The following is a 13,566-nucleotide window of genomic DNA, read 5'->3' as shown; positions in this document are numbered from 1 at the left end:
AATGGCAACCCCAAAATCAAATAACGTAATTGACGTTTATAGCTGGCCAACCCCAAATGGCCATAAGGTGCACATCATGCTCGAAGAATGCGGCTACCGCCTAGGTCGCGACTGGATTGCCCATCCGATTGATATTGGTGCCGGCGATCAATTTGCGCCTGAGTTCCTCAAGATCAGCCCTAACAACAAGATTCCAGCAATCGTTGACCCTAATGGTCCAGACGGCAAACCCATCAACGTATTTGAGTCTGGCGCCATTCTTCTCTATTTAGCCGGTAAGACTGGCAAGTACTTACCCCAAAGCACCCGCGGTAAGTACAAGGTGCTGCAATGGCTGATGTTCCAAATGGGTGGTCTTGGCCCCATGCTTGGGCAAAACCACCACTTCAGGCTCTACGCACCTGAGAAAATTGAATATGCCATTAATCGTTACACCAATGAAGCCAAGCGCATCTATGGAGTATTGGATGGTCAACTGAAAGATAATCCCTATATTGCAGGCAAAACTTATTCCATTGCTGATATTGCGATTTATCCATGGACTCGTAATTGGAAAAATCAAGGCATTGAAATCAATGATTACCCGCATTTCAAAAAATGGTTTGAAAAGATTGGGGCACGACCAGCAGTGATGCGTGGCTGCCAAGTATTAACTGCATTGCGGAAACCCTTGCATGACGACAAGGCTAGAGAGACGTTATTTGGTTCTACCCAATATCAAAAGAGGAAATAAGATGAGCATTCAATCAGTAGGCGTCATTGGTGCGGGCACTATGGGCAATGGGATTGCACAAGTGTGTGCGGTTGCAGGCCTTGATGTCGTGATGGTTGATATTAATGAGGCAGCAGTGCAACGTGGACTTGAGCAAATTAGCAAGAGCTTGGATCGACTCGTTAAAAAAGAAACGCTTACCGTTGACGCAAAAGCAGCTGCACTCAAGCGCATCAAAGGCAGTACTTCGTATACTGACCTCAAAGGTTTGGGTTTAGTTATTGAAGCTGCAACCGAAAACCAAGCAATTAAAGAAAAGATTCTTAAGCAGGTAGATGAGATTGTGAGTAAAGACACCATCATTGCCACTAATACCTCCTCGCTATCTATTACTAAACTTGCAGCCCTTGACTCCAACCCTGCGCGCTTTATTGGCATGCACTTCTTCAACCCCCCGCCCCTGATGGCCCTGGTGGAAGTGATTCGCGGCTTGCAAACTAGTGATGCTACTCATGCCGCCATTATTGACATGGCTAAGCGCGTTGGCAAAGAGCCTATTACTGTTAAAAACTCCCCTGGCTTTGTAGTGAATCGCATTTTGCTACCAATGATCAATGAAGCCTTCTTTGTTTTATCGGAAGGTCTTGCTAGCCCAGAAGATATTGATGCAGGAATGAAGTTGGGTTGCAATCAACCGATTGGACCGCTAGCCTTAGCAGACCTCATTGGTCTTGATACTTGCTTGGCAGTGATGGAAGTCTATTTTGAAAACTTCAGCGACTCTAAATACCGCCCTTGCCCACTGCTTCGTGAAATGGTTGCTGCTGGATACCTCGGTCGCAAAACAGGTCGCGGTGTATACACCTACGATAAATAATTTCACTTACAACTCCTTAACCTAGATACCTCCATCGTGAACCCCATCCCACCCTTAGTTCGAAAACTTGGCTATGCCGGTCTTATTCCATTTATTGGGCTAGCTCTCATGGTGCAATTAGCGCCAACACCCGTGAATTATTTAAGCGCCGAGTCTTTAGCGGGTTATGGGGCTGTGATTACTTCGTTTATGGGAGCTTTGCATTGGGGTGCCAATTTACATCTTCTGGGAAAAGCACCTGCCGGTGACCGCTGGGAAGACCGAAATGCTTGGATCTGGGGCGTTATCCCCGCTTTGGTTGCTTGGTTAGCGCTTCATATTTATATTCCAGTAGGCCTACTTATTTTGGCTTCTACTCTGATCATTCAGCGCAATATTGATCAAAATACCTATCAATATTATTTTGCCGATGAAGCTACCCGCTCTGCATTTATGACAATGCGCAATCGCTTGACCTATGTTGCAGCAGCCTGTCTAACCTGGGCATCCTTAGTTATTCTCTTTATTCAAGCATGATCAATGAGCAGTCTTTTTGATAGCGCACCGCCTCCACCTCTAGCAGAAGCACTGCGTCCAAAAACGATTGAAGAAGTCATTGGACAAGGCCATTTATTAGCAAGTGGTAAACCACTCAATCTAGCATTTGCCTCCGGCAAACCTCACTCGATGATTTTGTGGGGACCTCCAGGCGTTGGTAAGACTACGCTGGCACGTCTCTCCGCTAAGGCATTTGATCGCGAATTCATTGCAATCTCAGCAGTCTTAGCTGGCGTTAAAGAAATCCGTGAAGCCATTGAGCAAGCCCAACAAAATATGGCTCAGTACGGCAAGCAAACCATTTTATTTGTTGACGAGATTCATCGCTTTAACAAAAGCCAGCAAGATGCCCTGCTACCCCATGTGGAGTCAGGTTTGTTCACCTTTATTGGCGCCACTACCGAGAACCCATCCTTTGAGGTGAACTCCGCACTCCTGTCGCGTGCTCAGGTCTATGTCTTGAAATCACTCACTCCCGAGGAGCTGAAATTACTCTTTGATCGAGCTCATCAGCACGCGATGCCCGATGTGCAATTTGAATCAACAGCAATCGATACCCTCATCTCCAATGCTGATGGTGATGCGCGACGCCTTCTCAATTTAGCTGAACAAGTACGCAATGCGGTCCTCACACCAAATGCGGAAGTAAAAATCGTTGATCAGAAATTTATAGAGAACGCACTGAGTGCTCAAGCGCGGCGTTTTGATAAAGGTGGTGATCACTTTTACGACCAAATCTCTGCTCTACACAAATCCGTTCGCGGATCCAACCCTGATGCGGCCTTATATTGGTTTTGCCGCATGCTAGATGGCGGCGCCGATCCCCGTTACTTAGCCAGACGTATTATTAGGATGGCTTGGGAAGATATTGGTCTGGCAGATCCAAGAGCAATGCAATTAGCTAACGATGCGGCCCAGACCTATGAAAGACTAGGATCCCCTGAGGGTGAGTTGGCTCTTGGGCAAGCCGTGGTTTATCTGGCTGTAGCCTCAAAGAGCAATGCAAGCTACAACGCTTTTAATGCTGCTCGCGCTTATGTAGCAAACGATCAATCCAAACCCGTTCCGAATCATCTGCGCAATGCACCTACCAAATTGATGAAAGAGTTTGGACATGGAAAAGAATATCGCTATGCCCATGATGAGCCGCATGGCTATGCCGCTGGTGAAACTTATCTACCGGAAGGCATGAAGGAGCCGCATTGGTACGAACCAGTGGAGCGTGGCCTAGAGTCCCAGATCAAAGATAAGCTAGCGTTCTTAAATAAGCTTGATGAAGAGCACAAGAAGAAATAGGGTGATATGAGTACAAAGATTGTGGCTACTTTTTATTACGATATTGTTTCGCCGTTTGCTTATCTTTACGTTAAACAAAGGCAACGCCTTGAAGCCAAACTGGCTATCAAACCTGTTCCAATTTTGCTCGGCGGCCTCCTGCGGGCAGCTGAGAACAAAGGTCCAGGAGAGGTTGCTGCTAAACGCCCGCACACCTATCAATTTTGCGTGTGGCAGGCGGAGAAGTTAGGCATTCCGTTTCGCTTTCCAGAGCATCACCCCTTTATGACAGTTGCCGCCCAACGTCTTTTGGTGGAAAAAAATGCCGATTGGGTGATGGTTGAGCGTGCTTTTGATTATGTTTGGGTGGAGGGTAAAGATCCCAACCTATCTTGGCCAGACTTTTGTAGCTACTTAGGACTTCCTTCAGATACACCTAAACCTGAAAATCCAGAAGTAAAGGCAAAGCCAATTGCTAATACCAATCAAGCAAAAGTCGATGGCGCCTTTGGAGTCCCCGCCCTGATAGTGAATCAACATTGCTTTTGGGGTGTTGACACTATTGACTGGACACTGGATTACCTTGCAAGACCTGGCATGTTTGATGAGGCTTCCTATGCTTATGCCGGAAATGTTCCTAACGGTCTAGGCTAGGAGATCATTTAACCATCCAGCGGTCTTGGGCAATACAATCAAATACAAGCTATTTTTATCTTATTTAAGGAGTTCTTATGCGTAAGCTATTTGCCGCCCTTGTTGTTGCTATTTCTTGTTTTACCAGTCAAGCAGCATTTGCGGGTCCTAAGGTTGAATTCAAAACTACGATGGGTAACTTCGTCGTTGAATTAGATGATGTGAAAGCACCCAAGAGCACTGCTAACTTTTTGAATTACGTCAAGAGCGGTTTCTATAACGGTACCATCTTTCATCGTGTGATTGATGGCTTCATGATTCAAGGTGGCGGCTTTACGCCGGACTTGACTCAAAAGCCAACTGATTCCCCAGTAGTTTCTGAAGCGCAAAATGGCTTGAAGAATAATGTTTACACGATTGCGATGGCTCGCACTTCAGACCCTGATTCTGCAACTTCGCAGTTCTTTATTAATGTGAAAGACAATGCGGCGCTCGACTACCCTAATGCGATGGGCAATGGCTATACCGTGTTTGGCAAAGTAATCTCTGGCACTCAAACCATAGATGCGATTCGCAAAGTGCCAACCATGGTTGCTCCAGCCCCACGTATGGGCAGAATGTCTGACGTTCCTACTAAGACTGTCATCATCGAATCTGCCACGATTCTGAAGTAAGTAGAAATTGCTAGGTAAGCCGCGATGATTTTGCTCGATGATGCGCAAAGCACCGCGACCTTACCCACAAGTCGCCAATATGAAAATGCATTGCACTACTGGCGCGTTCTTCCAAGCGGAGATCATGCGGTAGATTTAGCCACTACACAGAAGTGTTTTACTGAAATATCTGCCGCGCTTACTAAGGGCGAATTTATTGTTGCTGCCTTTGCTTACGAGTTAGGTAGGCAAATTCATCATCTACCTGAGCGAATCAATCACTCAGATCACCACCACCCCCTCATTGAAGCCTGGTCTTTCGGAGAATTCAAAAAACTGTCTAAGCAGGATGTCGATAGCTTCATTGCTGAGCGGATGGCTTCGCTAGATCTAACTCAAGCAAGCGCTGGAGTAATGGATGTTCAGCAATCCTTGAGCGAGGAGAAATTTACTGCCGATATTGCAGCAATACAGGAATATATTCGTAGTGGTGATAGCTACCAGATTAACCACACCTATCGAATCACAGGCAAGACTTATGGCGCTCCACTCGCCTTATATAACCGCTTAAGGGATCGCCAGCCCGGGCGCTTTGGTGCTTTTATTGAACATGATGGCAACTTTTTACTGTCGCAATCGCCTGAACTATTTATTGCGCGAGATGGCGACACGATAAAAGCTATGCCAATGAAAGGTACTGCAAGCGCCCTATCTGCTGTTGCGAGCGCCTTATCGGATGACCCAAAGAATCAAGCTGAGAATGTCATGATTGTTGACTTGCTTCGCAATGATCTCAGTCGCATCTCTCTTCCAGGCACTGTAATTGTCCCCAATCTATTCGAAGTGGCACGACATGGTGACGTGTTACAAATGACTTCCACAGTGCAGGGTCAGATCAAACCTGATATTGCTCTATTCGATATTTTTAAAGCAGTATTTCCATGTGGCTCCGTTACAGGGGCCCCAAAAAAACGCAGTATGGAAATTATTCAAGAATTAGAACCCGAAGATCGCGGCTATTATTGTGGTGCTTTAGGCTGGCTTGACCCCAATGGTAATTTTGCCTTTAGTGTTCCCATCCGTACTGTAGAAATCAGTCAAGATCCCGACTCTCATGCATCAACCTTCACCCTGGGCGTTGGCGCTGGAATTACCAATGACTCAGATGCAGGCCAAGAATGGCAAGAGTGCCGCATTAAATCTGCCTTTCTGATGGGTCTTCCAAGCGCTACAGACTTATTTGAAACCATTGCGGTTCGGAATGGCGAGCCCCAGAGATTGCATGCCCATTTAAATCGCCTAACTCTATCCGCAATAGCCTTAAGAATGCCTTTTCAACTTGAGACTGCCAGGAATTTGATTTCGGGCGCTTGTGCATCGCTTGATAAAAAATTGCTATACCGATTAAGGCTTGATCTCTCAACTACTGGTGAGTTATTGGTTGCAACTGATGCGATGGATTTAATCAATGACCCAGTCAAAATATTTTGGGCTAAAGATATTCTTCAAGGTGATGTGACGATGTTCTCTGAGGATCCCTTACTGCGTCACAAAGTTACCAATCGATCCCTTTATGACCAAGCTTGGCAAGAAGCCGTGAAGTTAGGTGGATTTGATGCCTTATTTATCAATGAACAAGGCTTTATCACTGAGGGCGGGAGAACTAGCATTTTTGTTAAACCTCAAGGTAGCTCTGAATGGCTTACACCGCCAGTGTCCGCTGGCCTTTTACCCGGGGTAATGCGCGCCGCCCTGCTTGCCGATCCATCCATGAATGCCCGCGAAGCCAACCTGACTATTAATGATGTTTCAATGGCAGATGAGATTATGCTTAGCAATGCATTACGCGGCGCTATCAAAGCCCATTTTTAGAAAGTCAGTATGAAGTATTGCTCTAACTGCGCATCTGTATTAACCATTAAGATTCCAGCGGATGACTCTCGAGAGCGTCATGTCTGTGAAGCGTGTGGCAGCATTCATTATCAAAATCCTCGCAACGTAGTTGGAAGTATTCCGGTATACGGCAAGCAAGTTCTCTTATGTCGTCGTGCTATTGAACCTCGTCATGGCTTTTGGACATTACCTGCGGGCTTTATGGAGTTAGGTGAAAGCACAAGCCACGGAGCTACGCGCGAGACTCTTGAAGAAGCTGGCGCTGCAGTAGAAATTGGGCCACTCTATTCTTTACTGAATGTGCCCCACGCAGAACAGGTACACCTGTTCTATTTGGCCACGATGACTAATTCAGAATTTTCTGCCGGCGAAGAAAGTCTTGAAGTAGCCCTTTTTCATGAGCATGAGATTCCATGGGAAGAATTGGCCTTTCCGACTATCAAGCAAACCCTTGAATGGTTTTTTGCAGACCGCGCTGCTGGCAACTTAGAGGCTGGTAAGGAATTTCATGTGCGCAGTCGTGACGTCTTACCTTCTGAGAGGATCTAAAGAGTTAATATGGGTCAGATTGCCTGGCTAGGGCCCAACGACCCTTTTCCAAGTCCGTTGCTTGAGGCGGATCCTGATCCCAGTGTTCCTGGGCTTATTGCGGTCAGTGAGTACATATATCCCGGTCAACTAGCTCGCGCCTACCAACAAGGTATTTTTCCCTGGTACTCGGATAACCAACCTATTCTCTGGTGGTCGCCTGATCCTAGGATGGTGTTAAAGCCCAGCGCCTTTAAATGCAGTGAATCTTTGCAAAAGAATATTCGACTCTTTTGTCAAAGCGCACAATCACAGATATTGGTAGATGCCGATTTTGGCGCAGTCATACGCTCCTGTGCCACGAGCACTCGCAAAGATCAGGATGGTACTTGGATTACCCATGAAATCATTGATGCCTACACCGCGCTTCATGAAGCAGGCAACGCCCACAGTATTGCCGTAATCGAAGATGGCCAGCTTACTGGCGGACTCTATTGCGTTGCATTTGGAGGAATGGTATTTGGTGAATCCATGTTTAGCCGTAAGACCAATGCATCAAAAATCGCCTTAGCAGCTCTGAGTGGATGGTGTCTGATGAATGAAGTCCAGATGATCGATTGCCAGCAAGAAACAGCTCACCTTTTGTCCTTAGGTGCTACCCCAATACCCAGGCAGGTCTTTTTAGAGCAACTGCAAATATCCTTAAATCAAACTAAGATTGAGAAATCCTGGACTTTTGACAAAGCAATTTTGCATCACTGGTTATGACTCGGCTTAAAGAACTTCCCCTAACCACCCTGCAGTTCTATGCAACTGCTCCCTATGCTTGTAGCTACCTTCCCAATAAAACAGCTCGTTCACAAGTGGCTACGCCATCTCATCTGATTCATGCGGATGTGTATATCGATTTACTCAACGCAGGCTTTCGACGTAGTGGTTTGTATACCTATCGACCCTATTGCGACGAATGCAAAGCCTGTATTTCTACGCGTATTTTGGTAAAACAATTTACACCTTCTCGCAGCCAGCGCCGCGCCCAGAAAAAACACTCCAATCTTCAGGCCTCCGTCCTCAATCTAGGTTACCAAGAGGAACATTACCAACTCTATCAACGTTATCAAACTGAGCGGCACGCGGGTGGCGATATGGATAGCGATGATCAAGATCAATACATGCAGTTTTTATTACAAAGCCGAGTGAACTCACGCATTGTGGAGTTTCGGGATGGTCCGCATGACCCGCACCCCGGTCGATTACGCATGGTGAGCATGATCGATATTCTGGAAAAGGGAATCTCCTCTGTTTATACCTTTTACGACACCACAAGCTCTGCGGCTAGTTATGGTAGCTACAGCATTCTGTGGCAAATTGAACAAGCTCGCATATTGGGTTTGCCTTACCTTTACCTTGGTTACTACATCAAGGAAAGCGACAAGATGTCGTATAAGGTGAAATATCAACCCATGGAAGGCTTGATTGACGAGCATTGGCAAGAGCTCCCTGAGTCATAATATCTACCCATGATCGATCGTTACTCCCTCCTCCGCCCTTGGCTGTTTTGCATAGACCCAGAAAAGGCGCACAACCTCACCTTAAGTAATATGGACCGTGCGCAGCGCTGGGGTTTATTGGAGCTTTTGGTTAGCAAGCCCATTAATGATCCACAAACACTCTGTGGCATTGATTTTCCCAATCCAGTTGGATTAGCTGCAGGCTTAGATAAAGATGGCAAACATATCGATGCACTTGCTGCATTAGGATTTGGATTTTTAGAAATCGGCACAGTCACGCCACGGCCACAGCCGGGCAATCCTAAGCCACGCATGTTTCGTTTGCCCGAAGCTCAGGGCATTATTAATCGCATGGGCTTTAATAATGATGGTGTTGATGCCTGTGTAGCGCGAGTACGTCGCTCTCAGTTTTGGCAAAGTGGTGGTGTACTTGGTTTAAATATTGGCAAGAATGCCAGCACCCTGATTGAAGAGGCTTCTCGAGATTACATCCTGGCAATGGAGGCCGTTTATGAAATCTCTACCTATATCACCGTCAACATTTCTTCACCGAACACCAAAAATCTGCGTGCCTTACAAGGCGAAGAAATGCTCCGCGAATTATTGGGAAGCCTTGATGAAGCCAGAAAGCGTTTAAGCGATCGTTATGGCGTACGCAAACCACTCTTCTTGAAAATTGCACCCGATCTAGATCATGGTGACATTAATCTCATCGCTGATCTCCTGCTTGAGTTTGGTATTGATGCTGTCATTGCTACCAATACAACCATCTCTCGCGATACGGTCAAGGGAATGGAGTTTGGTGAAGAGGCTGGCGGCTTATCTGGTGCGCCCGTGCGTAATGCTTCTAATATTGTCATCAAAGCTTTAAAGGCGAGATTGGGCAATCAACTACCTATCATCGGCGTAGGCGGCATCATGAGTGGCGCAGATGCCCGTGAAAAGATCATGGCAGGCGCCAGCTTAGTGCAACTCTATAGCGGCTTGATTTATCGGGGCCCAGACTTAGTAAAAGAGTGTGCTACCGCCTTAAGATAACCTTAAAGCCTCTTTTTCGTGCTTTAAAGGGGTATTTTTCAGGGCTGGCTTTATAAAATAGCATTTCATAATATGCAATTTTGTCTGAAATCGCTACAATGAAGTCATGAACACCAGCAAGACCATCAAAACTCCTAAATCTGCCGGCGAGGTTGGCAAGACAGCCATCCAAGTAGTGGAGCGCATGATGAATTTGCTAGACGCCCTTGCTGAGCAAGAAGAATCCAGCAGCCTGAAGAATCTCGCAGAGACAACTGGTCTGCACCCTTCTACTGCCCACCGAATTTTGAATGACCTCGTTGCTTGCCGATTGGTTGAGCGTGGCGATGGTGGCACCTATCGCCTTGGCTTAAAACTTTTAGAGCTGGGTAATTTAGTGAAAGCACGCTTATCTGTGCGTGAAGCTGCGCAACTACCAATGCGTACTCTCCACAAGCTCACTGGTGAAACCGTTAACTTATCCGTGCGTCAAGGCGATGAAATCGTCTATGTTGATCGCGCATATAGCGAACGCTCAGGCATGCAGGTAGTACGCGCCATTGGTGGTCGCGCACCTTTACATCTCACCTCGGTTGGCAAACTCTTCCTCGCGAGCGACGACCCTGGACAAGTACGTGCCTATGTCACTCGCACAGGTTTGTCTGGACACACTCGTAACAGCATTACCGAATTAGGCAAACTCGAAACCGAACTTAATCACGTTCGTAAAGTCGGTAGCGCTCGCGATGACGAAGAGCTTGAGTTGGGCGTGAGCTGTTTAGCTGCAGCCATTCTGGATGACACTGGGAAATTGGTTGCTGGTCTCTCTTTGAGCGCTCCAACGGATCGCATTCAGGCCGATTGGCTCCGCGCCCTTCAAGAAACAGCCTTGCAGATATCCAAAGGCATGGGTTTTAAACCCAAGTCTGCCGAGCCAGGCTCAGCAGCTTAATTAAGCAGTTACATCAAGCGACGAATGGGTTGCGCGCCAGATGGCATGCGCTCATACCAATCGCGTACACGTACTGCATCGGCAAAGCGCGATTGCGTTCCCACTGAATCCAAAAAGACCAATAGCAGTGGCGTGTTGTTTACTCTTGCCTGCATGACTAAACATCGACCTGCAGCATTAATGAAGCCCGTCTTCTGTAATCCGATATCCATATCCCCGGAGCGCACCAAACGATTTGTGTTCAAAAACTTTTGCGGGCGATTGGCGATGACCATAGTTAAATCTGGCCAGGTTGAGAACTCACGAATGGTTTTGTACTGATAGGCAGCATTTAGCATGCGTGTGAGATCTTCTGCTGAAGCAACATTCTCACTAGTCAGTCCAGTAGGATCCTCAAAGTGAGAGTGCTCCATGCCGAGTTCTTTTGCCTTATGGTTCATAGCAGACACAAATGCTGGTAGGCCACCAGGATAATTTCTGGCCAAGGTATATGCAGCGCGATTCTCAGAGGACATCAAAGCCAAATGCAACGCATCTTCTCGAGTCAGTGCAGTGCCTTCAGCCAAACGAGAGTGTCTATAGATATGAGCGTCTTCAGCATTAATCACGACGACCTCATCCATCGGCAATTTTGCATCGAGTGTCACCATGGCTGTCATAAGCTTGGTGATGGAGGCAATGGGCAAACTGACGGATGGATTCTTCTCGTAATAAACTTCCTTCGTGTCTTGATTGACCACCATCACTACAGTGGATTTAAGATTGAGCTCATCGCGCTGACCACGTAAACCTAATGCAGTAGCCAATGATGGAGGTCCTGCAACTACGGGTGCAGATGATCTAGTAACAGTGACACGGACGGTTTTGGCTCTTTTGGGTGACTTGGCCACTACTTTTGTTGACTTTGCTTGCTTCTGCTTGTCTTTTGTTGAAGCCTGTACAGGGGCGTTACCCAGCACTCCCAGCGAAAAGAGCAATGCAATGACTAGGGGCCAAAATCGATTCAAACGCATCCCAAAATACCTTCCAAAACTTTCAACATACGGAATGATAATTAATTTCCGAAGACAAAGCGGTTTTATTCGCCCCAATCCAGGTAATTTATCCCACCAAATGACTGCCCTACTCGGCAATCGTCGCTACTGTATTGGTCTGACGGGCATTCACCAGCACAACCCCAGTCATCGTCAAACACAAACCTACTGCCATCAGCAATGTAAACGGCTCATCAAATAAGAGCCAAGCCATTGCAGCGGTTGTCGGAGGTGTTAAATAGAGCAAGCTAGTCACCTTAGTGGCTGCCCCCTTGCGAATCATCATAAATAGCAAACTAATCGATCCAATTGACAGGGGGAAGATGGCCCATAGCAAGGCGCCAATAACAGATGGGTTCCAAACCATCACGCCAGACTCAAAGAAATACATACAAAAGAAACACAGAACTGCCGATACCCCAAACTGAATAGAGGATCCAGCACGTAGATCAAATACGGGGCAGAATTTCTTTTGATACAAAGTACCAAACGTAATTGAGAGCAGTGCAATAAACGCCAAAACGTAACTAACAAATGGAATGTGGTTAAAGCCAATCTTCTCAGCAACCACCAACGCAACACCCGCAAATCCGAATCCTAGGCCTATCCATTGACGCGAGTTCACCTTCTCAGAAATCCAAGCAGCAAACCAGGCCGTAATGATAGGTTGCAGGCCAACAATAATGGCCACCAACCCTGCCGTCATCCCTAGACGTACGGCAAACCATACGCCCAGCAAATAACCAAACTGCAGCAAGATCCCAGCAATGGCGATGTGCTTGATTTGCGACCAACTGGGCCAGGTGATTCTCCATACGAGGCTGAGCGCTGCCATGGCTGCCAGAACCCCTGCAAAACGCCAAAATAGAAAGGTGGCTGGCTCTACGTATGGCATTGCTAATCGCGCAATTACAAAGCCAGTACTCCAAATGAGGACGAATATCGGTGCAATGGCGTTATCAAGCGAAAGCTTCATGGGTAACTTACTGAAAATATTGAGATTTCTTACTGAGCTCTTAATTTTAGGCTCTTTTCTCATTTGAACCCTTGATCTACATGGCAAGCCATTTATGCTGCAACGCAACATCTATGCCATACAATGGTGCAAAGAGAGTACATTAGGTAAAAGCCGAAGATCAAAATATTTAAAACAGTTAAACGGAAAGAGATGCAGATGAACTTAACTCCAGAACAAATTGCAGCCGCACAAAAAGCAAACTTAGAAACTTTGAGTGGCTTAACCAATCAAGCATTGCAAAGCATTGAAAAGTTGGTTGAGCTCAATATGCATATTGCCAAACAAAGCTTGAGCGATAGCATGAATAGCGCCAAGAAAGCACTGGAAGTAAAAGACATTCAACAGTTGCTAGCCCATCAAGCTGAAACAGTGCAACCAATGGCAGAAAAAATTATGGCCTACAGCCGTCATTTATACGAGTTGGCTCATGAGACACAAAACAGCTTTACACAATCCGCTGAAAAAGAATTCCAAGCTGGCCAAATGAAAATTAACTCTTTGGTAGAAGAGTGGACAAAAAATGCACCGGCCGGATCAGATGGAGCTATGCAAGCAATGAAGCAAGCAATTGCTTCTGCAAACAATGTATTTGAAACTAGTCAAAAAGCAGTTAAGCATGCAGTTGAAGTCGCGCAAACTAACCTTAGTAGCGCAACTGAAACAGCATTGAAGACTGCAGAGAAAGCTAGCAAGGCGACGAAGAAGAAATAATTCTTAGCAAGCACCTTGAATACAAAAGCCCCGATTGCTCGGGGCTTTTTCTTATAGCTTAGACAGCTTGATTTATTCTTTATCCAAAACGCACCTTACTCAGCGCACTTTTATACTAATTTCTTTAAATGACTAAAAGCCTCAATAGAAACGAGTTGCTGTCCCTCGCCAAGTCTTTTGACCCCAAAGATAAATGCCCTGACTGTCTGTCGCTG

15 protein-coding genes are annotated in these 13,566 nt (G+C 46.4%); 13 read left to right on the top strand and 2 right to left on the bottom strand.

What is annotated here, in order from left to right:
• Position 1: 1 nt before the first annotated feature.
• The 12 genes from ICE90_RS05470 (at position 2) to ICE90_RS05415 (ending at position 10,588) form a co-directional block, all read left to right on the top strand.
• On the top strand, positions 2-733 hold the full coding sequence (locus ICE90_RS05470) for a glutathione binding-like protein (protein WP_215321893.1): 732 nt from the start codon (positions 2-4) through the stop codon (positions 731-733).
• Position 734: 1 nt separating this feature from the next.
• On the top strand, positions 735-1,589 hold the full coding sequence (locus ICE90_RS05465; protein WP_216191404.1) for a 3-hydroxybutyryl-CoA dehydrogenase: 855 nt from the start codon (positions 735-737) through the stop codon (positions 1,587-1,589).
• Between the two features lie 36 nt (positions 1,590-1,625).
• Positions 1,626-2,105 (top strand): DUF3429 domain-containing protein, encoded by a 480-nt coding sequence (locus ICE90_RS05460; RefSeq protein ID WP_323484413.1) that lies wholly within the window; start codon positions 1,626-1,628, stop codon positions 2,103-2,105.
• A gap of 3 nt (positions 2,106-2,108) precedes the next feature.
• Positions 2,109-3,422 carry a replication-associated recombination protein A gene (locus ICE90_RS05455; RefSeq protein WP_216191402.1) on the top strand — a complete coding sequence of 438 codons (1,314 nt, stop codon included), beginning with the start codon at positions 2,109-2,111 and terminating at the stop codon, positions 3,420-3,422.
• 6 nt (positions 3,423-3,428) lie between these two features.
• Positions 3,429-4,055: a 2-hydroxychromene-2-carboxylate isomerase gene (locus ICE90_RS05450; protein ID WP_216191400.1), complete on the top strand. Its 627-nt coding sequence runs from the start codon at positions 3,429-3,431 to the stop codon at positions 4,053-4,055.
• 77 nt (positions 4,056-4,132) lie between these two features.
• Positions 4,133-4,708, top strand: coding sequence for a peptidylprolyl isomerase (locus tag ICE90_RS05445; RefSeq protein ID WP_216191398.1), 576 nt, complete (start codon positions 4,133-4,135; stop codon positions 4,706-4,708).
• A 24-nt stretch (positions 4,709-4,732) separates the two neighbouring features.
• The gene (locus ICE90_RS05440; protein ID WP_216191396.1) at positions 4,733-6,559 is read left to right on the top strand and encodes a bifunctional chorismate-binding protein/class IV aminotransferase; all 1,827 of its coding nucleotides are present in this window, start codon (positions 4,733-4,735) and stop codon (positions 6,557-6,559) included.
• Between the two features lie 9 nt (positions 6,560-6,568).
• On the top strand, positions 6,569-7,129 hold the full coding sequence (locus tag ICE90_RS05435) for an NUDIX hydrolase (protein WP_216191394.1): 561 nt from the start codon (positions 6,569-6,571) through the stop codon (positions 7,127-7,129).
• A 9-nt stretch (positions 7,130-7,138) separates the two neighbouring features.
• On the top strand, positions 7,139-7,876 hold the full coding sequence (aat, locus tag ICE90_RS05430; RefSeq protein WP_216191392.1) for a leucyl/phenylalanyl-tRNA--protein transferase: 738 nt from the start codon (positions 7,139-7,141) through the stop codon (positions 7,874-7,876).
• On the top strand, positions 7,873-8,619 hold the full coding sequence (locus ICE90_RS05425; RefSeq protein WP_216191390.1) for an arginyltransferase: 747 nt from the start codon (positions 7,873-7,875) through the stop codon (positions 8,617-8,619). The genes aat and ICE90_RS05425 overlap by 4 nt, the downstream gene beginning before the upstream one ends.
• A gap of 9 nt (positions 8,620-8,628) precedes the next feature.
• Positions 8,629-9,657: a quinone-dependent dihydroorotate dehydrogenase gene (locus tag ICE90_RS05420; protein WP_216191388.1), complete on the top strand. Its 1,029-nt coding sequence runs from the start codon at positions 8,629-8,631 to the stop codon at positions 9,655-9,657.
• A 106-nt stretch (positions 9,658-9,763) separates the two neighbouring features.
• On the top strand, positions 9,764-10,588 hold the full coding sequence (locus ICE90_RS05415; RefSeq protein ID WP_215321883.1) for an IclR family transcriptional regulator: 825 nt from the start codon (positions 9,764-9,766) through the stop codon (positions 10,586-10,588).
• Positions 10,589-10,596: 8 nt separating this feature from the next.
• Here ICE90_RS05415 and ICE90_RS05410 read toward each other — a convergent pair whose 3' ends face one another.
• Positions 10,597-11,601: a serine hydrolase gene (locus ICE90_RS05410; protein ID WP_216191386.1), complete on the bottom strand. Its 1,005-nt coding sequence runs from the start codon at positions 11,599-11,601 to the stop codon at positions 10,597-10,599.
• 109 nt (positions 11,602-11,710) lie between these two features.
• The gene (locus ICE90_RS05405) at positions 11,711-12,598 is read right to left on the bottom strand and encodes a DMT family transporter (RefSeq protein ID WP_216191384.1); all 888 of its coding nucleotides are present in this window, start codon (positions 12,596-12,598) and stop codon (positions 11,711-11,713) included.
• Between the two features lie 198 nt (positions 12,599-12,796).
• On the opposite strand from ICE90_RS05405, the gene ICE90_RS05400 reads away from it, so the two are divergent.
• Positions 12,797-13,351, top strand: a complete 555-nt coding sequence (locus tag ICE90_RS05400; protein WP_215321880.1) for a phasin family protein — start codon at positions 12,797-12,799, stop codon at positions 13,349-13,351.
• The last annotated feature ends 215 nt before the right edge of the window (positions 13,352-13,566 follow it).

Source organism: Polynucleobacter sp. AP-RePozz3-80-G7 (genome assembly GCF_018882145.1).
GTDB lineage: Bacteria > Pseudomonadota > Gammaproteobacteria > Burkholderiales > Burkholderiaceae > Polynucleobacter.
The sequence above is the reverse complement of the archived record's forward strand: the minus strand, read 5'-3'. Positions and strand labels throughout refer to the sequence as shown.